This window comes from Neorhizobium lilium, from assembly GCF_004053875.1.
In the GTDB taxonomy this organism is placed as follows: Bacteria; Pseudomonadota; Alphaproteobacteria; order Rhizobiales; family Rhizobiaceae; genus Neorhizobium; species Neorhizobium lilii.
Map to the genome: position 1 here is coordinate 34,464 of NZ_SBIP01000002.1, position 21,785 is coordinate 56,248.

A 21,785-nucleotide genomic window follows, 5' to 3' on the forward strand; every position below is an offset into this window, starting at 1 on the left:
TTCAACGGGGCCGACAATGCCGGATGCAATGCTGCGATGCAAGGAAAAGGGCCGCCTTCACTCTACAGTGACGGACTTGGCGAGATTGCGGGGGTGATCGACATCTGTGCCCATGAAGACGGCGGCGTGGTAGGCTAGCAGCATCAAGCGCTTCCTCGGCGGCAGGTCGTTAACGCTTCAACCGGGACAAGCCATTGCACACCAAGAAAAGCATTGGCAGCTTTAAGTCAGCCCGGGTGCCTGTAACGCAGAATATTACCGCGCTATAGATGGCTGCGGGCTTTATCTTCTGATTTTTGGATAAAATGATATAAAATCAAATCAGCTTCCAATAAGTGCTCGACCCTACTTATCTTTCTAAGAATATCGGCAATTTTGTGCAATGCTTCCGACTGTGGCTTCATTTTAATGATTTCAGCAGGCAGACCGATTGCTTCTGCAATACTTTGGGTATATGTCGCGGCATCGCGACCAGCATCAAAAACGGTGAATTGCGACAACGAGTCGAGCGCCTGCGACACATCGTCAAGGCCAACCGGATCCGAAGGGCTACTGGCTACGAGTTGCTGGGTAAAAGGCGAGGAAAGAAGATCCAACGTATCCTTCGGCGCCGAGCGGATCGCTTTCCTAAGATGATTCTCATCCTGAATCGCGATCCCATCAAATAATTCTATAACAGAATTAAATAAGGTCATATCCCGAGGCGAAACGAAAGCGAATTTTTGCTTCCTAATTCGACTGAATATAAAAATCCTCATTGCCAGTTCATAGAATGGATCTCGCAACGATATGAATTTCATATTTATATTATAGTCTATATATGTACGAAAATTCTTCAGAAGTATTCTTCCCGACACATATACAGACGGTTGATGGATTATTTCGAGCATTTGCCGAATGGTTTCGAAACCGTAGTGCTCTATTCTGTGCTCATAGAACTGAAAATACGGTTTCAGGCTGATGTCCAACTCGGTAGACGGCACGTAAGACGTCTCAACCCTCAAAATTTTCTTCGCTATGAATTCTCCCGGTTGAGCACGACGGTAAAAGATCAGGCCGGTTTCTGGATCAGACAGCTCCAATCGAAGCGCCGTACTCAAACCTGGTACGTTATCATCGCTTAGGATGAAGCCGACATTGCCGGTCTGATGCGCTCCTTGCGCACGAGCACCTTCAATATATATCCATGTTTCGATTTCAGTGACGCTGTCGCTTCCGTCCGTTCGAACATGAAATTTCGGTACGGTGGAAAATCCATCAGGCACAAAATACCCATGGACCTCAGTTCCGCTATCATAATAAACGCTAAAGTTCATTTTTCTGGAAGCGTCCCAAGCCACGTATAAAATTGCATCTCGCAGACCAGTTGCGACGGCCCTTATTCATCAGCATTAGGTTAAAAACGCGACAGGATTTAGTCAGAAGAGACGTCTTCCATGCGCATTCCATTCACGAGCTTCCGAATTGCAGCCAGCTTCAACTCCGCACGCTTCCCGCCTATTGATAACAGTTTTTTCAAACACTCGGAGAACACTCCCGCCCGCTGAAAAACAATAGAATGGTTGGCCGCATCCGCGAGGAAAGACTCGATCGATGGGACTCTTAGAGTTTTCGCAAGATGTAGGTGGTCCATCCATAGATGGCTCCTATAGGGATTTTGAAACTCCGACGCAGCGAAAATTGCGGCTGCGATCCCGGTTCGGTTGGAAGCTGCATACAATGCTTCGATATCTAGCAAATAATCTGGTGCGTATTGAACCCCTATCGAAGGGGCAACATGTAGCCGGCGCTTTAACATAGAATCGGAAAAGGTTTGTGGAGAGCATGCCAGCACATCTGCGTGCGGAATTAGGGCGCCGCTTACCAAAGCGGCATAACCGCCCGACGATTGGCCAAATATGAGACAGTTACGATTGCGAACATGCTCCAGCAGGAACGCTGAGATCCCCCGTATATCAGGAAGCAAGCTTGATCCGCCATACCACCAGCTGGCTGTGTCCTGAAAATAAAATACTCTTGAGGAAACGTCGCGAGCCGCGGAAAGCATCGAAAATCTTTCTAAGTTTCCGGCAAATATCACAAGGTCAGTTTTGTTGCTTTTTTGCCCCTCAAACACCACGCATCCCAACTGCTCGGAAAGCAGGTTCAACTCGTGTATCTTGGAGCGAAGGTCACCAATATTTATATCGCTCAGAGGGGTCTGGGAGTAGTTCAGGCGGATGCCGTGACTGGTTGTATCTTGAAAAAATCCGCTCACCAAAAACGCCTTTATGGAATACGATTGGCCGCCACAGGTAGCCAATATCAACTTAAATGGCAAACAGGTTGTCACGCCTAACATGCGCTTTGGTTTGGTCGGCAAAGCGAGAATTTGAAGGACTCAACTCCTATCGCTTCCTCAAAAAAACGCGAGCAATTTGGACCATCAAACCGATTTGCAAACTAGTCTAATGAGTTTGCCGCTTGGGATGAGGACTCGTTTAAATCCATGCGCTGATTGCTGAAACGACAGCAATTGCAGAGAGATATTATCGGCTCTCCCGCTAGAGAGTGTCAGTTGGCGCGGGTCGCCGCTGCCACGATAACCCGTCATCCCCGGTTATTAAGTGGTGCAAGCCTTGAGATTTACTCTAAGACTTGCGGCGACTGACATCAGAGGAGACTTTCATGTCCTTGCCGACCGCCCTTTGCACTATCACCCGCCGCTCTCTGATCGGCGGAGCCGCTGCCTCCTCTGCTCTCGTAATGCTGCATCCCTTCGCGGCGCGCGCCGCCGCCAACCAGGCGCATCTGCGCATCATGGAAACGACGGACATCCACGTCCACGTTCTCCCTTACGATTACTATGCCGACAAGCCGAACGACACGCTGGGCCTTGCCCGCACAGCCACGATCATCGACTCGATCCGCGCCGAAGCCGGCAATTCCATGCTGATAGACAATGGCGACTTCTTGCAGGGAAATCCGCTCGGCGACTACATTGCCTATGAGCGCGGCATGAAGGAAGGCGACAAGCACCCGGTCATCAAGGCTATGAACGTGCTCGGCTACGATGTCGGCACACTTGGCAATCACGAGTTCAACTATGGGCTCGATTTCATGTTCAAGGTACTGGCCGGCTCGAACTTTCCTTATGTTTGTGCTAACCTTACCAAGGGCATGCTGGCATCGGATCCCAAGAGGGATGAACTTTTCTTCAAGCCCTATGTGATCGTGGAAAAGCAGATTCGCGATGGCTCCGGCGCCACAAATCCGGTCAAGGTGGGATTCATCGGCTTCGTGCCGCCGCAGATCATGACCTGGGATTCCAAGAACCTCGAAGGAAAGGCGCAGACCCGCGACATCGTGGATGCCGCAAAGGCCTGGGTGCCGGCGATGAAGGAGGAAGGTGCGGATATCGTCATAGCACTGTCCCATTCCGGCATCGATAGCAGCGGGTTCAGCGACCGCATGGAAAACGCTTCCCTCTATCTCGCCGGTGTCGAGGGCATCGACGCGGTCTTCACCGGTCACCAGCACCTTGTTTTCCCCGGCCCGAAGGACTTCGATGGCATTGTCGGCGCCGACGCCAAGAAGGGCAAGCTGATGGGCAAGCCCGCGGTGATGGCGGGCTTCTGGGGCTCGCATATGGGCCTTATCGACCTGTTGCTGGAACGGGACGGCACGAGCTGGAAGATCGTTGACTCGACCTCGGAGGCCCGGCCGATCTATCATCGCGACGAAAACCGGAAGGTGGTCGCGGACGTGAAGGACAAGCCGGAAGTGATCGCCGCAACCGCTCAGGAGCACGAGGCGACGCTTGCCTATGTTCGCCGTCCGGTTGGCAAGACCTCTGCGCCGCTCTACTCCTATTTCGCCCTAGTCGCGGACGATCCCTCCGTGCAGATCGTCTCCAACGCGCAAAGCTGGTACATCAAGGACATGTTGAAGGAAGGTCCTTACAAGGATTATCCCGTCTTGTCGGCGGCAGCGCCCTTTAAGGCCGGCGGGCGCGGCGGTGCCGATTATTTCACCGATGTTCCAGCGGGCGACATCGCCATCAAGAACGTGTCCGACCTCTACCTCTATCCGAACACCGTGCAGGCCGTTCTGATCACCGGCGAGCAGGTGAAGAACTGGCTCGAAATGTCGGCCGGCATGTTCAACCAGATCACGCCGGGGACCAAGGATGCCGCGCTGCTGAACGACAGCTTCCCGTCCTACAATTACGACGTCATCGATGGCGTCACCTACCAGATCGACCTGTCGCAGCCGGTACGCTTCGACAAGGACGGCAAGCTTCTCAACCCGAATGCGCATCGCATCGTGGATCTCCAGTTTGAGGGCAAGCCGATCGACCCCGTCCGAAAATTCGTGGTGGTGACGAACAACTACCGGGCCGGCGGCGGCGGCAAATTCCCCGAGATCGCCGGCGACAAGGTGATCTTCGTGGCACCGGATACCAATCGTGACGTGATCGTGCGCTACATCGTCAGCCAGGGCACCATCAACCCGTCCGCCGACGGCAACTGGTCGTTCAAGCCGCTGCCGGGCACCAGCGCCATCTTCGAAACCGGCCCCAAGGCGCGCCATTTTGCGGGCGAGATCAAGGGTGCGAAGATCGAGGACGCCGGCGAGGGCGAGAACGGGTTCGCAAAGTTCCGGCTGGTGCTTTAGCATCCGACGAACGTGTTAGCCGCGGCAGCCCCCGGGCTGCCGTTTCTTCCTCGCTTCCAGCGAGCAACAGGGACCATACATGCCCACATTCCCCTTCCAGCAGGTCGATGTCTTTTCCAGCAAGCCGATGCGGGGCAATCCACTCGCCGTGGTCGCCGGTGCCGACGTCCTCGGCGAGGCGCAAATGCAGGCCTTCGCCAACTGGACCAATCTCAGCGAGACCACCTTTCTGCTCGCGCCCCACGACCCCAAGGCTCACTACCGGGTGCGGATCTTCACGCCGAAACAGGAACTGCCGTTCGCCGGCCACCCAACGCTCGGAAGTTGCCATGTCTGGCTCACACAGTCGCAGGCATCTGCACCAGACGAAATCGTCCAGGAATGCGAAGCGGGACTTATCCGCATCCGCCGTGACGGCAAACGGCTTTCCTTCGCCGCCCCGCCGCTAAAACGGGATGGTCCGGTGGAGGCCGAGATCGTCGAACGGATCGCCCGGGGTCTTGCAACCCCGGCAAGCGCGATCCTTGCCACAAACTGGATCGATAACGGCCCGGGCTGGATGGGCGTGCTACTCGCTTCCCGACGGGACGTCTTGGCCGTCAATCCCGACTTCGCGGTGCTCAAGGGGCTTCGGGTCGGCATTGTCGGGCCGTTCGATGCGGCTGAAGACGGTACGGAGGCCCAATTTGAAGTCCGCGCCTTCACAGCAGCCGGTTTCGAGGATCCGGTCACGGGCAGCCTGAATGCCGGGCTGGCGCAATGGTTGATAGGCAGCGGCATGGCGCCCTCGACCTACATCGCAGCCCAAGGCACCGCGCTTGGACGCGCCGGGCGTGTCCACGTATATCAGCAGGGCGAGGATATCTGGATCGGTGGAGAGGTCGCCAACTGCATCGAGGGGACTGTCCGGCTGTGACGAAGCCGGCGGCCCTGCCTCATCTTTGTCGACTTCGGCACGGGATAAGTGCTGATGATCTCTTTAAGCAGGTTTAGCTTCCCTTGCGTGACGGCAACGCCTCGGTGAACTGCAGACCGAGGCTTGTTATAAGCAGAGGCGCCAAGCGCGTCAATTCCCGCCTTGCGCAATCATTCCGCGGCCTCCCGCAGGTCGTCCTTCTCGGCAAGCCCCAGCAACACCGTGATGGCGGAATGGCTTGGACAGCGCGACAGCATCTGGCGAAAAGTGTCGATCAGCCACTGACCTGCGGGCCCGGGCGGATTGGAGACCCTGCGCAAGGCATAAAGCGGATATTCGCCCTGCTCGTAGGCGTCGAGCTTGAGGGCTACCAGCTCGCCATTGAGAATATCATCCTTCACCATCGACCCAGGCAAGCCACCCCAGCCGAGCCCGCCCTTGACGAGCTGGTATTTGGTGGCCATGTCGCTCACCCTCCAGGTCTTGTAGGACAGCACGTTGAAGTCGCGGCCCTTGGTTATGCCCGAAGAATCGCTCACGACCAGTTGTACCTCTTCGCGCACATCCGCCAAGGTGAGCGGCCGGCCCAGAAGAGCCAGCGGATGATCCGGCGTTGCAACCGGCAGAATGAAGGAGTGCCCGATGCGCTCGTTGATCAGCGAATCGTCCTGTCTGGGCAAAGGGCCGCCGAGACCGATGCCTGCCTTTCCGTTCGCCACCAGATCCATCACCTTGCCAAGCTCGCCGACATTGAGATTGAGGGCAACGGTCGGAAATTTCTTACGGAATTCCCGCAACACCGTTACGACCGCGTCGGCCGGCACCATGACGCTGATCGCAAGGGACACTTCCGCTTCAAGACCCTGAGTTATGCTTTTGGCTCTTGCCCGCATGACCTGAAGATCGGCGACGATCCGCCGGGCGTCGGTCAGCATTGCCTCTCCGGCTTCCGTCAACCTCGGCTGCCTGGCACCGCTGCGTTCGAACAGAGCGATTTCCAGCTGCGCCTCCAGATTGGCGATCGTATAGCTGACGACCGACTGAGCACGGTTCAGCGCCCGCGCAGCTGCCGAAAAACTGCCGCTGTCGGCAACGGCGAGAAAGACCTGGAGCTGGTCGAGGGTTGGATTGGCTTCCATTATGCTTATCCAATCTATCGATGGAGATTTTCGATATTATCAAGGTTTTTTCGATGGGCGTCCACGCCTAGTTTCCGGCCCAAGGGCAGAATTTTAAGTTGCCCATCGACATCTTTTTGTGAAGGAACAAGGTCATGTCTTCCATTCTTCTCGTTACTTCGAGCCCGCGGGGCACAGAATCCCTTTCGACCAAAATCGCGAGCGAATTCGTGGACAAGCTGGTGGCCAAAAATCCCGGCAGCAGCGTGACCCACCGTGATCTCGGGCAGGACCCGATCGCGCATCTGGACACCGTGACGACCGCGGCCATCCGCAAGCCGGCAGACGCCCGCTCCGCCGAAGAAGCTGCCGCCGCCCAGCGTTCCGACCAGCTGGTTGCAGAACTTCTTGCCGCCGATACGGTGGTCTTGGCGAGCGGCCTCATCAATTTCAATATCTATTCGACGCTGAAGTCGTGGATCGATAATATCGCCCGCGCCGGCGTAACATTCAGCTACACGGCCGATGGCCCCGTCGGCCTCGTGACCGGCAAGAAGGTCTATATCGTACTGGCCTCGGGCGGCGTCTACTCGGATGGTCCCGCCGCCCCGCTGAACCATGCCACGCCCTATCTCAAGACGGTTCTTGGCTTCCTGGGCATGAAGGATGTGGAAATCATTCACGTCGAAGGCACGGCCTTCGGTCCGGACGCAGCCGAGAAGGCCATCGCCGCAGCCCAGGAACGTACGGGTCAGTTGGCGCTGGCCGCCTAACGATCGACAATCAGACCTGACCTACCATGACGGCCGTAAACCACATTGCGGCCGTCGTTCTTTGCGCGCTCAGCTCTTTGCCTCGGAAGCGGGAGAGGTGATCGCCAGGACGAGCCGCCATTTGCACTGGCACCTCTTACGCGCAAGAGCCGGATATTGTTTGCGGGCATGACAGGCGGTGGCGGGCCGCCGCCTACGCCTTTATGCGGCTCGGATCTTCTCCCCATCGGAAAAGAGCGAAAGCCCGTTCTGGTCTATGATCTGCTGTGCCTTGCGGATCGTGAATTCCACGGCGTCGTCATGGGTCGTGAAGACGTCGGCGCGGACAAACGTCCGCGTCAGAACCGCTCCGCTCACATCCTTTTCGATTCGGCCCGCCAGACGGAACTGGCTGCCTTCGCGCATCGGCTCGGCAAAAATCCGGCAATCGCCATAGAGTTGCGGCTCTGCTTTGGCTACAGGTGCCGCCGCTGTCTTGTCGCCGCCGGAGAACATGGAGAAGAGGTTGGAAAGGAATGAGGCCATGCGGTCTGCCTAGCACATTCCCTCACTCGCCGGAAGCAGCCGTGCCGTCAAAATCTTCAGGCAAAGCAGGCTTGTTTGCTCCAACCAAAGCATCAGATGATGAGGTTGGCGAGGATCTCGTTTTCGGTGATGTCCTCATAGCCCAGGCCCGCATTGTCGAATCGCTGCAGCAGTTCCGCGAAATTTTCCGGGTTTCCTGTTTCGATGCCGATCAGGATCGAGCCGAAGTTGCGCGCCGATTTCTTGAGGTATTCGAAGCGTGCGATATCGTCGTTGGGTCCAAGCAGGTTGAGGAAGTCCCGCAGGGCTCCGGGGCGCTGCGGAAGCCGAAGGATGAAGTATTTCTTCAACCCCGCATATCGCATGGCGCGCTCTTTCACATCCGGCAGGCGTTCGAAGTCGAAGTTTCCGCCAGAAACGACGCAGACGACGGTCTTGCCCTCAAGCCTTTCCGGATCGAGCATATCGAGCACAGTGAGCGACAGCGCGCCCGCCGGCTCCAGGACGACGCCTTCGAGATTGAGCATTTCGCTAATGGTCACACAGATTGCGTTTTCCGGAACGAGTTGAACCTGCTCAGGGGGAAAGCCGCCCAGCGCCTGGAAGTTCAGCTCCCCGATGCGGGCAACCGCCGCGCCATCCACGAAATTATCGACCTTGGACAGCGTAACAGGAGCCCCCGCTTCCAGGCTACGGCGCAGGCTCGGTGCGCCGGAGGGTTCGGCGAAGAGAAACTTCTCCCGTGACATGGTGTCCTTGAGGTAGCCGGTCATCCCGGAAGCAAGGCCACCGCCGCCGACGGGCAGGATGACCAGATCCGGCACCGTGCCCTCCGGCAGTTGCTCCATGATCTCAGCCGCGACCGTTGCCTGGCCTTCGATGATGTCGAGGTGATCGAAGGGCGGCACCATGAGGCCGCCGATCTCCTCCACATAGGCGCGCGCCGCGGCATAGCATTGGTCGAAAATATCGCCGACCAGCCGGATGGTAATGAAAGGCCCGCCAAACATTCGGGTCTTGTCGATCTTCTGCTGCGGCGTGGTGACCGGCATGAAAACCACGCCCTGCACCTGGAAGTGCCGGCACACAAAGGCGAATCCCTGCGCATGATTGCCAGCGGAAGCGCAGACGAAAGTCTTTTCCGTCGCACCGGCTGCTGTCACCTTGCGGAAGAAGTTGAAGGCGCCGCGTATCTTGTAGGAGCGGACTGGAGAAAGATCCTCCCGCTTCAGCCAGATATCGGCGCCATAGCGTCGGCTGAGATGCTCGTTGAGCTGCAGCGGCGTCTCAGGGAAGATCTCCCGCATCGCTTCCTTAGCCTGGTTCACGCCGTTGGTTGTCACATCCGTCTTCCGTTGAAATCGCCCGCATGGATCGGCGGCCGCGATATTTGGTGCGGACGACGGGGATCGAACCCGTATGACCGAAGTCGAGGGATTTTAAGTCCCTTGCGTCTACCAGTTTCGCCACGTCCGCATTGAACGTTTTCAATATCTTGGCGAAACCTGAAATGGAAGGGCTGCACAACACGAAATTTGTTGTGCAATTATGCGTTCTGCCACTGTTCACGGCGCCTCTTGACCCCATCCCCGATCTGCGGAATCTATCCCTCACCTGTAGGCGGACAGGATCACCAAAGACCGGTGCGGCACGGTCTCGTTAAAACACGAGGGACGATTCCGTATGCCCGAAGAAAAGATCACCCTGAAATACAACTGGCGGCGCAAGTGGCCGGATGAAGACGACAAGTTCAGCGGCTTTGATGGCAAATGGCTGATGGGCTATATCGGCTTGCATCATATGGGCTACTGGACGTGGGGCTCTGGCCTTTCCGAATACGAGAAGGGGCCGGCGTTGCATGGCGCTACCGGCATGGAGCCTACTGCGAGAGCCGCAGCGAAGGCGGTGGAAAATTGCTATGAGAGGATGCTCGCGGGAGACTGGCCGGGTATGAGCGACAAGGTCCGGGCTAGGGCGATGAGCTTGGCGGGTCGCGAGGGGCGGAAATATGGCTGACGAAGGGCGTGGGCTTATGACTCGTCCTTGATCGCAGCCTCCAGCGCTTCCTTCTGCTCCGTGCTGAGCTTTTCCAGAGCCATGATGATAAACTTGATGTAGCGTGACGGGTTTCCCTCGACCTTGCCGCTAAGCTGAGCGGTGATCGCGTTCTGCGACATGCCAATAAGTTCCGCAAAATCCTTCTGCGAATACCCAGCCCTCTTCAGGCGGTTTTGCCACGGCTCATTCCCCATGGCCGGGAGTGATAGCTCATGAACCGATTCTGTCCAAGCCACTTGTATTTCCTAGCTGTTGCCTATTGTAATTATCAACGCTGCTTGTATCATAATACATACAGAATTGATTTCAAGGGAGAATACGATGGCTGACCACATCAACATTCACCACCCAGACCGTGGCGAACGATACGAGCGCGAGGCTCTGATGATTGCCGAACTGAAAACCAAGATCGCAGTTATGGAGACGGCGCTCACTCAGTCTCGCGGCGATCTGGAGGCCATCTTCACCCGCATAAAGCGAGGAGATCCTTGCGAGTTGCACATGATGAATGGCGACGTCTACGTGATCACGGGAGCTTTGCGCGATGACCAGTAAGATTGAAGCCGAGATCGAGCGTGTCGTCCAGTCCGTCAATGAATGGGATGATCGCACGTCGCCAGACGACTACCCCGATCACCTGCTGATCACGTCGGAAGAACTCGCCGACATCCTTCGCAACTTCGCCGGGGCAACGACCACGGCTCCTCAGGATCACTTGGTAGACAGCTCTCTGGCGAGAATTGGTCAAGCGCTGAAGGCTGAGGCGCAGAAGCTGCGGGAAGACTACGAGGCGGCCTATGCCGTTCCTTGCAACTGCGCCACACCTGACTCAGCCCTGCATTACGGGCGCGCTCAAGGGATGGAGATGGCCGCCGACATCATCGGCAACAGTATCCTCAAGGAGATCCCTAATGTCTGATCTGATCAAGCGACTTCGCTCTACGCGCGACTGCACTGTATGCGATGGCGATGGCATCAAAGACAATGGCAAGGAATGCGGCGGCTGTGATGGGACTGGCAAAGTTCAAGTCTATGATAGGACAGGACCCGAGGCTGCCGATGAAATCGAGATGCTCCGTGCTGGCATCAAGCGCCTTTCCGATGAGGAAGAGCTTTGCGCTGAGACTACGGGCGACGATCCGTTCTCAATGGTCTATCTCTCTGCGAAGCTAGCGGCCGTTGAGGCGGAACTGGCGAAGGCGAACCGCGACATGGACACCTATCGCGAGTATGCCGACCAGAAGTCCGAACAGGTGATTGTGCTCCAGCAGGACGACCGACGCTTACGGGAGGCATTGGCAGAGATCGCTAACAGCGATGACGTCGATAACGCCCTAGACCCCGAGCGGAATAAGCGTCTGGCTAAGGCCACCCTGTCCGCTGTGGCGGAGGCTGCCCTATGAAGATAGCTTCGCAACACGCTTGGAAAGACTCGGAATACGCACCCCGCCACGAATGGCCGGGCGATACCCTGGTACAGTGGGGAGGCAATGGTCTCGTTCTCGGAAAGGACTGCTATACCACCGCTTTCTTCGAGGCGTTCCCTGACAAGAAGATCACGGCTGGCGGTGGGTTTATTCGCGGCGAAGGGAAGACGATCGAGGAGGCAGAAGCCGATGCCTTCGCTCAATTCCAGAAGGAATCATCGTGCCGGCATCTTTGGGGCCGGGAGCACTACACCAATGGCGGGCAGTTGTGCCGACATTGCCGCGCCTTTCGGGGCGGTGTGGTCAAAGAGGTGGTGATCCTTGGCAGGCATCGAAAGCCGGTGGCGTGGTACCATGCCTACGATTTGGAAATGGATAGCGACAGCAAGTACATTCGCATCCTGCGCCTCAGGGCGAAGCTATTCGGCATCACTGAGCGCCCGCCTACGGCGACATCTACCGACGCGGTCATTGCATCCATTTTTCCAGGTACAGCGCCGGAGGTGTCCGAATGATTCACTCAGAGGTTCTCATCAAGGGCGAACCCCGCTTCAACATGGTCGGGCAACGCCTGCCCGATAGCCTGCACGACACTGACCAAGTTATCTCACCGGGGCTTTTGGAGCGCCTTCATCGCTACGGTTTGACGCGGGTCACAGAGATCGGTTTCACCGTGGATGGTTTCAAGCCCAGCGTCTATACGATGGACGGCGATCTGCCGGCATCTGAGCGCTATTACTGCATCGAATTCATCCACCAGAAAGGCGGCATGATCGGCGTCCAAGGAATCATGATCGGTAAGGGCGGTTGGCCGTGCCTCGATCATGGCATTTGTACAGGGGAAGGGTATGAATAAGGATGCCACCCCAGCCGCTGAACCGAGAGAATCCCCATGAGGCGAGACTGGCATATAGGTGGATTGGTTTTCGCCGGGTTGATGGTTGTGGCGATGGTCATGGTAGGGGTTAGCCTCGTCGCAAACGTGCTGAAGCTGGTGGGCGTGCTTTAAGGCTGCCCTAGCTTTTGCCGCTCGATACGGTCAAGCCGCTCGCGAAGGTCTAGGATCACGTCTCTCGCACCATAGACGCTGCCTTGAGCGGCCTTTACCTCGTCCACCTGCCTTTGAACATCGGTGAACCTCTGATCGTATGAAGCCCAAACACGCTCGTGTTCGCCGCGCGGGACTTGATTCTGGAACTTGGTCTCGATCGCAGCAAAGCGATTGTCGTTGTCCTGCCGTGATGTGATCCGGTTATTCTCATAGGTAGATTTGAATTCGGCAAAAGCCCCGGATGAGGTCGTGTTCGATGCCAGATTCGTTATTGCCACATTCAGTCGGTCAATGTCTGCTCTTACCGGCCCAAACTGCAACGAACTCAGCCCTTGAATAATTACGATCATGATCCCCATGGCCGATATAAGTAAGCCCCATGGGGTTTTCCCCCGCTCCGCGAGCTGCGCATTTGTGGACGCGATTTGTTCAGAAAACCTCTTGTCGAAGCTCGTGAACATCTGGTCGATCTTGTCAGACTGAGCTTTGGCCTGCGCGTCCATCCGTTGGGCCATGCCGTCAAGGTGGGTATTGAGGGAGGAGAGATTGACCTCAACAGTCGAAAGACGTTGAATGATGACGGCTGGGTTTTCGAGTATAGCCGAGCTGAGCGGCGGGCGATTGGGCATCGTCATTCCTTATCTAGATCCGATCTCGTCATGCCGAGCGCAATCCTTGGTCGAATAGACTTTCCCGGCGCAGAGTCGCACGACGGTTTTGTCTATCTTCCGCTGATCGGCATCCGTCAGACCACGAGCGCCAAGCAGGTCAGTACCGACCACGCGCTTCAGGCCCGCCACATTTGCCGGACCCAAAGACCCACACCCGGCCAGCATCGCGACAGGCATCATAATCAAGAGCGCCTTCATCAGCGCGAGTTGCGGCTTCATTGTTCTGCCTTTCGGTTGAGTTGCGGACGCCCTCGCCTCCTTGGCGATAGATCCAGACGCTGGCGGCCATGATGACCGCCAGGATGAGGAAGAGACCGATTATGCGGGGAGAGGCTAACATCAGCGCCGTGCCCCTTCTTGATAGGCCGCTATCCCCTTTCGCTCGCCATACCAGCCAGCAAAGGCTACTGCTCCGAACACGAGAAGCGCTGCGCCGATCCAAACCCACCCCGGAATATCCGAGAACGTGTCTTTCCAAGGCGTGATGGCACCAAGCACTTTGTCACCGACGCCACCGACGCCCACCGTGCCGAGGCCAAGGCCTCCGAGGATCTTCATGAGCCAGTTGGTTCGGACCTCCGGGGCATTCTGCCGCACGGTCGCCGGCTTTGCATCGTCGCGAGGCAGGTTACGGGCTGGGATGCCCGGCAAGGCGATCAGAAACGCATCATCGATCACGTCGTTGATAGGCGTGATATCGTTTTCGTTCTTGGCGGCAAGGATTGCCGTCTTCGTGAGCTTTCCAATCTTGCCGTCTGGAACCCCGACTTCGGTATAGCCCTTGTCGCGAAGGGTCTCCTGGACGATCCTGACCGTGATGGCGTCGGTTCTGCCCGCTGGGTCAACCACTGTCGCGGGAGTCACCCCGGCGGCCGGAGCCTGCGCGGCCTGAGTATCGCCGGAAAGAAACTGCTTGCGCTCGTTCTGACGGCGCGTGGTGAGGCCCTTGATGGCGACCTTCTTGCCGTTGACCGTGCCCTTGTTCAAGACGAGAAACTGTTCGGCAGCGCCGGCGGTATCGCCCGCATTCAGCTTTTTCAGCAGCGTGGATTTCCGAAAAGCCGTCCCGCCGATGTTGAAAACCAGCGAAACCAGTGCGTCGAACTGGCTTTGGTTGACTGGCACCTTCACAAGCCGGTTGATGTCGGCTTCGACTGCCGCCAAATCTCGCGTCAGGATCTCATCCGATTGCGCGTCGGTGATTTTCATGCCCTTCTTGACCTCAGGTGGGCCGGCCGCCGTAGTGTGCCCTACCCCGATCGTCAGAACGCCGACAGAGTCGAGGTAGGCCGTCAGCTTGTTTCCTTCGTGTGCGGCAATAGCCTTGCGGCCCGCGGCGCTGGTGCGCATCATGGTCATAGTGGTGTCCTTTGGTGGGTTGTCCAACAGCTAAGGCATTACGCGATCCCGTAACGTGCCTTGAGGTAGCCTTCCGCGATGGCGAGATCTCCACTACCAAGAGCAGTCGAGGAGGTTGCAACTGCGGAGATTTGGCCGACCGCTGCCAAGAAAGCAGCGGAGCCAGCGAGATCGTAGCCTGCGCCGACGACGAGCGAGCGGATGCCGGGAATGCCGGACGATGGCGCAGTTATGCCCGTTGCCTGCGCAACTTGCGCGCCATTGCGGCGCAGGGTCAGTGTCCCGGCCGTGGCATTGAGGACCATGGTCAGGAGGTTCCACGCGCCGTTGCGGACGTCTACGGCCGCGGCGGTGTATGAGCCCCCACCGAAAGCAATAGGATTGCCAGTATTGCCAACGTTGACGGCATCGACCCCGATATGCGGGGCGTTAAAGCCATTGGGCCCATAGGTCGAAACCAATGTGCCACCCACCGGCGCTGAGCCTGCCTCGCCGCCTTGGACGGGTGAGCGGGTGACGACCATCCATGTACCCGCCGACGCGCCGGTTAGCAGAGCGGCCGGATCGGCGCCCAACTTTCCGTTGTTGAAAGCGCTGTCGAGGCCAACGCCATACCCGAACTGCAGCGCACCGAACCCATGCGACCCAGACACCAGGGCGGGCTTCTGCGTTTGCAAGGGCCGGAGGGGATAGGAGCCGACCTTTGGCATCCACTCCCATGCCGAAAGCGGAGAGGCCAAGTCCGCGCCGCGCAGGTATTGCAACTCCGCCTCGTACCAAGACGTGAGGCTTGGGATGGCTGCCATCGCCAGTTCTGCGTCACTCAGAGTGACGTTGGGCAAACCGGCGGCGGAGGCGATGACGCCTGGAGTGTTGATGTAAAACGTCATGCCTGTACTCCGGTCAGATTGATCATCTGAGGAATTGCCCAATCGTATTCGAAATGGCCGCCGACGCCCCATTGGTCTGTCGGAAGCGACACGGAAGGCTCAACGGCTCGAATGCAAGACCTAGCTCCGTGGGCCGGGCCATCGGGGCATTGCGTCGTGTGCGCGCTTTCGAGATAAAACCCATCCTTGTAGGTGGCGAGGTTTAGAGATTTTCGAACGCCTGTTGAGGCGCCGGAGAGGGTCAGCCGCATACCGGTTACAGCCATGGCGGTAAGCTGATCACGAGCAGCCGTGTTGCCAACTACATTCCAGATGTAGGCTGCATCGAGCCGTTGCTTGTCGTTGATCATCGCATGCCCGGTGATGGTCGGGGGCGACCCGCTGCTATCCCAATACTTCAGGCCAAGGTAATTGCCGACGACCACGGAGGAGTCCGGCGGCGTGACCTGCCCGGCCGTATCTACGATGATGTTGCGCGAAAACCAGACGTCCAGCTGAGTGGTCGAATACCATTCCGCCTTGATGATCCTGGTTGGCATCCAGCCAGGGCCAAATAGCTCGGCGTAGATTGCTCGAGCGAACATCTGACCCTTGAGAAAGTATCCATGGCTGTCGAGGTGGATGCCAGTGAAGGTGTTGTTGAGACCGGACCGACTGAACTGATAATCCGTGCCGACGACACAAAAATTCGGGTCGTTCCAGAGGTTTCCTGCAGCGATAGCGGCGGGGGCGAAGGTCGGTTGCCCCTCAAGAAACGACTTGTAAGCCTGAGGCCAAGCCGAAGACCCGATATCGTTGGGCGCGATCGAGTTGGAAAACACATCCAGAAACATTGGTGGAAATTCACGCTGCAGAGTGATGGCGTGGACGTCTTCGCGGAAGCCACGCAGCATCGTGCGCAGCCAATGCTCGGTCTCGGCTACGCTGCCGCCCTCATTGTATTCGGCTTGGCCCTGCGACCAGACAGGGACCGCGATCAGGCGCCTGCCCTGCTTTTCTGCAATCGCCTGGGCATCGCGCAGCCCCTGCAGCATGTTCGCCCAATAGCTCGATCCGCGCTTAAGCTGGCGCAACGAACGGCCACCCTTTGCGGCATTGATGACCAAGATCGTCGGCTGCACGCCCGTCGCGAAAAGCGTGAACTCCAGAAGATGGCGGGCCATGGAATAGGACATGGTTTCGCGAGGACCAAAGCCGCTATCAGATTCGACCAGTGGGACAAACGATGTGCCGCGTTGACCATCCGTCACGTATCGACCGGTGTTGAGCATCAGGACGTTGCTGGGGCGGTCGTTTGTCGTGCTGAACGGCAGATCGGTTCCGGCGGCGGCATTATTCATCCCCTCCATGAGGGACTGCCCCATCAGGACAAGCACGAAGATAGCCGTGCTATCCTTGAGCGCAGCGTTGACCGGGTTGCCGGTTGATCCCGGCAATGCCTGCCCCAGCGCACCGTAGGTGTTATAGCCGCGTCCAGAGAGAGGGTCTAAGAGCTGTGGAGAGGGATATGGCTTAAGACCGGCGGCGGTTGCGGCCACCGGGCGACCATCGGACTTGCGCCAGCCGGCGAAGGTGTTGCCGGCCTCGTCCCGGAGACCCAACTGCAAATCGCCGTCAGCGGAAATCGCTGTTGCGGTCCGCTCATCTTCAACCGAATCAACCCGGTCGTTAAGGGCTACCACCGTCTCCGGATCGATAAGCTCGCCTACCTTTACCCATGCACTACCGTTCCAGGTATAGGCTCCCTTATCGACGTTATCGCCCGTCACTTCACCCGGTTGGCCTACACGTGTCCCCGCAGGAAGCCCAGCGAGAGTAGCCGAGCGCACTAGGCCAGCTGCAGCCCCTGAAACTCCCAGGTCCACAGCATCTACGAAGGCAAAGATTTCTTCAGCGGTAGGTGGGTGCGCTCCGGACGCAGATACGCCATCCACCTTCCACTTGCGCCACGCATGACGGCCAAGATCCCTTAGAAGCCCCATTTTAAATTTCTCCATGCAACAGCGCGCCCCGAAAGATTTCGCGAGGTGCACATTGAAAGCTCGTATTTGCGTGAGTTCAGTTTGATCAGATGATCGTAACTGCGATCGGTCCTGATGCTGGCCCAGCTATGCCGGATCGATTGAACGGGACGGCGTAATAGTCCCAAGCCCCTTGTGGCGCGCAGGCAGACGTTTGCTGGTAAAGGATCACGTCATCGACAGAGCCGGCGAAGGCGCTCTGTGCTTGGATGCCAGTTTCAGTGCCCGTCGCGGTCAGGGTCAGCGTACCCAGATATTGTCCGTTCGCAGTCTTGAACCCGCTACTTTGGAGCGGCGTCATGCTGTAAAGCTGAGCGGACCCGGCCGTTACCCCTGACAGCGTAAAGGCATAGCGGATGGCGCCAGCCGGAAGCGAAACACCTGTCTGGTAGATGTTGGCCGCAGCTCCAGCAGAGTGAGTCGCCTTACCGCCCGAAATAGACCAGCCAGCACCAAATGTGAGCCACGACGCCGATGAGGCAAAGTCTCCGTTAGGGACAAGATTTGTGCGGGTGGCATCACCATCCGTATGGGAATACGACGACAGGGAACTCACCCCTTTAAGAGCGACAATCTGGGGATCGGCGCTTGGATTGAGGGTCGCACCCCGTACTTTGCGGTAAATCCTGACCTCATACTGATGGCTATCGTTTGGCGTGGACAATGCGAATATGGCGTGACCGAGGCGTGGGCCAGACGAAACCAACACGAACGACCCAAGCGCCACTGGTGCGATTGGATCAACAATCACCGTTATGGGGCTGGTAGAGTTCTGCCAGTCAAATGTCTTGCCGCTGGCGATGTTTCTGATCCGCCAGTCATACGCCCCGCCATCAGCAACAGGGCCAAAAGTGGCGGTCTTCTGTAACTGATTGACATTGGCGTCCAACCACTCATCCGCATCCGCAGGCGACACCTGTAGCTGCTGCGAATAGCTGTCGGGTAGTGTCGCTGCGCCCGTTGGACCCCATCCGAACCTTAAAACTGGTGCCGAGTTCTGCTGGATATCGACTACAGCTGTGACCGCGAGGACGACGTCGTCCACATTGGACGGGAGATCGAGGGGCACGATGACCTGATCTTGCTCGTCAACCGCGGCGATCCAGTCTGCTGCCCCATTACGAAAGATCATGAAAGGAGCCGTGACGCTCATAGCCTCGCCATCATATTCGATGACGTCTGTCGCGGCAGCCACTCTCTCAAACGAGTCTTCAGGACTAAGGTCCAGCGTGAAGACGTAATCTTGCATCAAGTCGAGGGCTTGGGGACCTGATGTAACCGATCCGACAAAGTCTGGGTTGCTCTCGAATACGGCGAGCTTTCCAATACGCTGGGCTTGCGTTGCGGAAGGGCATAGTGTTGCCCCAACCGGTATCGAGAACTCGGCGCCATCATCCTCATAAAGAGATTCATCGCGCCAGCGGACCTCATTGGCTTTGTAGTTAAGCGCCGGCTCGACGTAGCTGACTTTGGCCGTATTGAAGAACTTCTGGAGCGTTCGTCCGCCTTCAAGCTGAAGGCTGAGATGGTCACCGTTCTTCGCCCGTAGGGCAATGGAAGGGGTCGATCGCATTTTCTGGCGAACAGCAATTCTGCCCTGGGAGTCCATATAGACATCGGCGTTGCATATCGTCGCTATCGACTTGATGCGATCTTCGTTCTCCCCATCTAAGCTGACCGGGCCAGCGCAACGATACCGATTTTCCGTGCCCCCGGCTTTTAAAGGGATGTCTTCGTCACAGTGATCCGCAAACGCGGCGAAGCTGTCGAAGTTGACATCATCGACGCTTCCTGGTGTGAGGCCGTAGACGTCCATGATCTCCGTAATCAGACAGCAGCCAGCGTTACCCGAATACGCAAAACTACCGGACCGCGGGTCGTAAACATTTTCCCATCCGTCGATGACGCATTGGATCCCAGGCATGTTGTTCGGATATATGTCCTGGAGATCTTCCTGCGGCACCTGCTCCACAATTTGGAGTACCATAGCGCATCCGCGCTGCCTGAATGGCGTCAGAGGCGTATCTAGTTCTGGGAAGGCGTCCAGGATTTCGGCAAAAGGCTCGTCAGCCATAGTGCCGAGCGTGGTCAGGATCTGGACTCTTGGCCGGCCACCGACTTGGTACTGCGCTTCGGTAACGAAACCATTTGCGTCCACGGTAATCGGCTTCTTATCGAGACGGAACGAGACGTAGCCGTGGATAGGCCCTTCACAGATGTAGTGGAGAAGGTAGCTTTTTTCGCCGCGCCGAAACCCGAACACAATCACAGACCCCGTCAAGTAACGGTGATAGATCCGCCGACGTGCCGTAATCTCTTGCCGGATGTTTGTCTGAACGTCAGACGGCTGAGGGGCCGACGGCTTTTTTTGCCCCGCCGCAGACAAGAAATATGCCCCGGCCGCTGTAACGGCATATCCCACGCCGAGAGCCAATGCGTTAACGCCAGCAATGCCGAGAGCCCCGATGGCCGCATAACCTAGCCCTGCTGTCTGGAGCAGGGCAATGAAGGCGCCTGCCACTAGTTGCGGCATTTTGTACCTTCGGCTGCCAAGCCTGTTTTCGGTGATTTCCGGCCTCAATAGAATGCTCCTAGACGCGCCGGATTAGGCGCCCATGCGATATCCGCCGGGCGCCGGAGGTAGCGAAGTCCACCCTCGCCCGTCTTCGCCACCCAGAGAGAGCCCGTGCAGATCATGCCTAAGTGCCAGCCGTTAAAGCTGACCAGACCGATATCGCCCCTAAAGAAGCTGCCGCCCTGACGCCGTTGGCCTGCTACTTTGTCAAAGTAGGATATTGCCCCACCTTCAGTTTCGATTGCCGCCCTCGCCCCCGCCTCATCTGAATACGTTCCTCTAAGATGGGCGGCGAAATCCACCCCATTGAGGACCAATCCCCAGCCGGCGACAAACAATAGGCAGTCTCCATTTCCAACACCCCACGCGAACGGCTTTTCGCGTTCTGCGGCGAGATATCCGTCAAGCAGGTCAGTTTCGCGCATCGAACAGGTTCAAGGTTTGATCGACCATTTTTTGCACGTAGATGAACCCGGTCGAGCCAGGGTCTCGCTGCTGCTGATCGCTATTCGTGATCATTGAATTGGCCGACCTACGCCGACGGACGAAAAGATCTTCGAGCAGCAGGATTATTTGACGCGAGCTAGGTCCCGATTTCGTCATCCGTAGCCGGTCACCGACGCCCGTGTAGATGTGAAAGCGAGGGTCAAGAGGCATTAGGTCGGCGTCGTAAAATTGGCCCCAGAAGCGGAAACGCCTCCCTCTGATTTCGCGCTGCTGACTTTCGAAGAACCATTCCTTGATCAGAACATCTTCCATGTTCAGCGTGCAGGTCACTTGCCTTGAGCTTCCAAGTTTTGAGGCACCCAAGTTGGAGATGGACGCTAGGCCCTGCATTCCTTTCCAGTCGATAGCTTCGATCGATCCGGCAAAGCCCCGGGTCCGCAGTATCCCGCCCTCGTTGTGGACGTATTCAGTTCCGGAGATGAACTGCATCTCTGCAAGCACTGAGCAATGGACCCGGTTGCCTCGAGATGCCTCTTTGATCGTCTGAGAGAACATCAGTCGGCACTCTCAACCAAGCGAGTTAAGTCTTCCATGAATTCAAGGGTATGCTCACCATATCGACCAGCGGTCAAAGCCTCATAACCTGGAGTGTCCGTCACGCAGAAACCCACGAAGACGGGAGCGAGTGATATGGTATCGCCTGCGGATGCGGGCTTCCGAAGAACAGGCGAAAGCCGCAATCGCTGCTGCCCATCCTCGATCCACGACCCTGCGACACCGTAACAGAATTCTTCTATCGATATGGCGCATCCACCGGGGATCTCGTCCGTAGACGTCACGTAGATTTCGCGGGAAGCGTTCTCAGCCGGGGCGAGGAATTGTGTCTCCAGAGTTGGGATAGCGTGGCCGACGCCGGTGGCATACATCGCACCGGTTGCAAACGGGATGCCTGTTCGGTTTGCATCACGGAAAGACTTGGTGTCTGCCGCGAAAGGGCCATCGATCCCATAAACATCGGGCATCCTAATCCGCACGAGCGCCGTATCAGCCTCCATATTCCAGAGGAAGCCTCGTACGGTGCGCTCGGTACGTTGATCGAAAACCGGCACCGTAAACGACAACTTAAACTGAGCGCCTGACACGCCGACGGAGCGGCGCATTCCATTCGTAGCTTCCTGACCCGGCCGGCTGTTGTACACGAGTGCCAGAGACGGATTAGTGATCATCACAGACGTGATGGGGAAATCGAGGAGTACAGCCATCTAGAACCCTTGCTATCGTCCACGCGCTGCGCAATT

Annotated in this window: 24 protein-coding genes, 1 tRNA gene and 1 pseudogene; 9 read left to right on the forward strand and 17 right to left on the reverse strand. The window is 57.3% G+C overall.

Going from position 1 to position 21,785, the window contains the following annotated elements; all coding sequences use genetic code 11:
• Window positions 1–57 precede the first annotated feature (57 nt).
• From EPK99_RS26065 to EPK99_RS06270, 3 genes and pseudogenes are all read right to left on the reverse strand, one after another.
• Window positions 58–147, reverse strand: a pseudogene (locus EPK99_RS26065) (SIS domain-containing protein); the annotation flags it as partial.
• 116 nt (window positions 148–263) lie between these two features.
• Window positions 264–1,316 carry a hypothetical protein gene (locus tag EPK99_RS06265; protein WP_128442215.1) on the reverse strand — a complete coding sequence of 351 codons (1,053 nt, stop codon included), beginning with the start codon at window positions 1,314–1,316 and terminating at the stop codon, window positions 264–266.
• A gap of 98 nt (window positions 1,317–1,414) precedes the next feature.
• Complete coding sequence (locus EPK99_RS06270) at window positions 1,415–2,257, reverse strand: hypothetical protein (protein ID WP_128442216.1); 843 nt, start codon at window positions 2,255–2,257, stop codon at window positions 1,415–1,417.
• A 410-nt stretch (window positions 2,258–2,667) separates the two neighbouring features.
• Between EPK99_RS06270 and EPK99_RS06275 the strand changes: the two genes are divergently transcribed.
• Both EPK99_RS06275 and EPK99_RS06280 read left to right on the forward strand, forming a co-directional pair.
• Window positions 2,668–4,656 (forward strand): bifunctional 2',3'-cyclic-nucleotide 2'-phosphodiesterase/3'-nucleotidase, encoded by a 1,989-nt coding sequence (locus EPK99_RS06275; RefSeq protein ID WP_128442217.1) that lies wholly within the window; start codon window positions 2,668–2,670, stop codon window positions 4,654–4,656.
• 79 nt (window positions 4,657–4,735) lie between these two features.
• A complete protein-coding gene (locus tag EPK99_RS06280; protein WP_128442218.1) occupies window positions 4,736–5,572 on the forward strand; it encodes a PhzF family phenazine biosynthesis protein in 837 nt (278 codons plus the stop codon).
• A 170-nt stretch (window positions 5,573–5,742) separates the two neighbouring features.
• Here EPK99_RS06280 and EPK99_RS06285 read toward each other — a convergent pair whose 3' ends face one another.
• Window positions 5,743–6,711 carry a LysR family transcriptional regulator gene (locus tag EPK99_RS06285; RefSeq protein ID WP_128442219.1) on the reverse strand — a complete coding sequence of 323 codons (969 nt, stop codon included), beginning with the start codon at window positions 6,709–6,711 and terminating at the stop codon, window positions 5,743–5,745.
• Between the two features lie 134 nt (window positions 6,712–6,845).
• Here EPK99_RS06285 and EPK99_RS06290 point away from each other — a divergent pair, with 134 nt between their 5' ends.
• Complete coding sequence (locus tag EPK99_RS06290) at window positions 6,846–7,463, forward strand: FMN-dependent NADH-azoreductase (protein ID WP_128442220.1); 618 nt, start codon at window positions 6,846–6,848, stop codon at window positions 7,461–7,463.
• 201 nt (window positions 7,464–7,664) lie between these two features.
• Here the strand turns inward: EPK99_RS06290 and EPK99_RS06295 are convergent, their stop codons facing one another.
• The 3 genes from EPK99_RS06295 to EPK99_RS06305 form a co-directional block, all read right to left on the reverse strand.
• On the reverse strand, window positions 7,665–7,988 hold the full coding sequence (locus tag EPK99_RS06295; protein WP_128442221.1) for an HlyU family transcriptional regulator: 324 nt from the start codon (window positions 7,986–7,988) through the stop codon (window positions 7,665–7,667).
• A 92-nt stretch (window positions 7,989–8,080) separates the two neighbouring features.
• Complete coding sequence (gene ilvA / locus EPK99_RS06300) at window positions 8,081–9,295, reverse strand: threonine ammonia-lyase (protein ID WP_245582397.1); 1,215 nt, start codon at window positions 9,293–9,295, stop codon at window positions 8,081–8,083.
• Window positions 9,296–9,379: 84 nt separating this feature from the next.
• A tRNA-Leu gene (locus EPK99_RS06305) sits at window positions 9,380–9,464 on the reverse strand.
• Between the two features lie 207 nt (window positions 9,465–9,671).
• Here EPK99_RS06305 and EPK99_RS06310 point away from each other — a divergent pair.
• Entirely contained in the window at window positions 9,672–10,004 is a 333-nt protein-coding gene (locus tag EPK99_RS06310) for a hypothetical protein (protein WP_128442223.1), read from the forward strand.
• A 14-nt stretch (window positions 10,005–10,018) separates the two neighbouring features.
• Here the strand turns inward: EPK99_RS06310 and EPK99_RS06315 are convergent, their stop codons facing one another.
• Window positions 10,019–10,240 carry a helix-turn-helix domain-containing protein gene (locus EPK99_RS06315; protein WP_245582398.1) on the reverse strand — a complete coding sequence of 74 codons (222 nt, stop codon included), beginning with the start codon at window positions 10,238–10,240 and terminating at the stop codon, window positions 10,019–10,021.
• Window positions 10,241–10,367: 127 nt separating this feature from the next.
• On the opposite strand from EPK99_RS06315, the gene EPK99_RS06320 reads away from it, so the two are divergent.
• Genes EPK99_RS06320 through EPK99_RS06340 form a run of 5 tightly spaced genes read left to right on the forward strand, consistent with a single transcriptional unit; the run spans window position 10,368 to window position 12,329 of the window.
• Window positions 10,368–10,601: a hypothetical protein gene (locus EPK99_RS06320; protein ID WP_128442225.1), complete on the forward strand. Its 234-nt coding sequence runs from the start codon at window positions 10,368–10,370 to the stop codon at window positions 10,599–10,601.
• Window positions 10,591–10,965 (forward strand): hypothetical protein, encoded by a 375-nt coding sequence (locus tag EPK99_RS06325; protein ID WP_128442226.1) that lies wholly within the window; start codon window positions 10,591–10,593, stop codon window positions 10,963–10,965. Before EPK99_RS06320 ends, EPK99_RS06325 begins: the two co-directional genes overlap by 11 nt.
• A complete protein-coding gene (locus tag EPK99_RS06330; protein WP_128442227.1) occupies window positions 10,958–11,449 on the forward strand; it encodes a hypothetical protein in 492 nt (163 codons plus the stop codon). The genes EPK99_RS06325 and EPK99_RS06330 overlap by 8 nt, the downstream gene beginning before the upstream one ends.
• Window positions 11,446–11,988: a hypothetical protein gene (locus EPK99_RS06335; protein WP_128442228.1), complete on the forward strand. Its 543-nt coding sequence runs from the start codon at window positions 11,446–11,448 to the stop codon at window positions 11,986–11,988. Before EPK99_RS06330 ends, EPK99_RS06335 begins: the two co-directional genes overlap by 4 nt.
• On the forward strand, window positions 11,985–12,329 hold the full coding sequence (locus tag EPK99_RS06340; RefSeq protein ID WP_128442229.1) for a hypothetical protein: 345 nt from the start codon (window positions 11,985–11,987) through the stop codon (window positions 12,327–12,329). Before EPK99_RS06335 ends, EPK99_RS06340 begins: the two co-directional genes overlap by 4 nt.
• 149 nt (window positions 12,330–12,478) lie before the next feature.
• On the opposite strand, the gene EPK99_RS25470 is transcribed toward EPK99_RS06340, so the two are convergent.
• The 9 genes from EPK99_RS25470 to EPK99_RS06385 all read right to left on the reverse strand — a co-directional run bounded on the left by EPK99_RS25470 (window position 12,479) and on the right by EPK99_RS06385 (window position 21,749).
• Window positions 12,479–13,153, reverse strand: coding sequence for a hypothetical protein (locus EPK99_RS25470; RefSeq protein WP_205909075.1), 675 nt, complete (start codon window positions 13,151–13,153; stop codon window positions 12,479–12,481).
• 9 nt (window positions 13,154–13,162) lie between these two features.
• Window positions 13,163–13,414, reverse strand: a complete 252-nt coding sequence (locus EPK99_RS06350; protein ID WP_128442230.1) for a hypothetical protein — start codon at window positions 13,412–13,414, stop codon at window positions 13,163–13,165.
• Window positions 13,415–13,534: 120 nt separating this feature from the next.
• On the reverse strand, window positions 13,535–14,554 hold the full coding sequence (locus EPK99_RS06360) for a lysozyme (RefSeq protein ID WP_245455753.1): 1,020 nt from the start codon (window positions 14,552–14,554) through the stop codon (window positions 13,535–13,537).
• A 38-nt stretch (window positions 14,555–14,592) separates the two neighbouring features.
• Complete coding sequence (locus tag EPK99_RS06365; protein ID WP_128442231.1) at window positions 14,593–15,444, reverse strand: hypothetical protein; 852 nt, start codon at window positions 15,442–15,444, stop codon at window positions 14,593–14,595.
• Window positions 15,441–17,477, reverse strand: a complete 2,037-nt coding sequence (locus EPK99_RS06370) for a sialate O-acetylesterase (RefSeq protein ID WP_128442232.1) — start codon at window positions 17,475–17,477, stop codon at window positions 15,441–15,443. The genes EPK99_RS06365 and EPK99_RS06370 overlap by 4 nt, the downstream gene beginning before the upstream one ends.
• A gap of 34 nt (window positions 17,478–17,511) precedes the next feature.
• Window positions 17,512–20,046: a phage tail protein gene (locus EPK99_RS06375; protein ID WP_128442233.1), complete on the reverse strand. Its 2,535-nt coding sequence runs from the start codon at window positions 20,044–20,046 to the stop codon at window positions 17,512–17,514.
• A complete protein-coding gene (locus EPK99_RS26070; RefSeq protein ID WP_425374178.1) occupies window positions 20,043–20,465 on the reverse strand; it encodes a DUF6950 family protein in 423 nt (140 codons plus the stop codon). Before EPK99_RS26070 ends, EPK99_RS06375 begins: the two co-directional genes overlap by 4 nt.
• On the reverse strand, window positions 20,452–21,042 hold the full coding sequence (locus tag EPK99_RS06380; protein ID WP_128442234.1) for a hypothetical protein: 591 nt from the start codon (window positions 21,040–21,042) through the stop codon (window positions 20,452–20,454). Before EPK99_RS06380 ends, EPK99_RS26070 begins: the two co-directional genes overlap by 14 nt.
• The gene (locus EPK99_RS06385; RefSeq protein WP_128442235.1) at window positions 21,042–21,749 is read right to left on the reverse strand and encodes a hypothetical protein; all 708 of its coding nucleotides are present in this window, start codon (window positions 21,747–21,749) and stop codon (window positions 21,042–21,044) included. The genes EPK99_RS06380 and EPK99_RS06385 overlap by 1 nt, the downstream gene beginning before the upstream one ends.
• Window positions 21,750–21,785 lie beyond the last annotated feature (36 nt).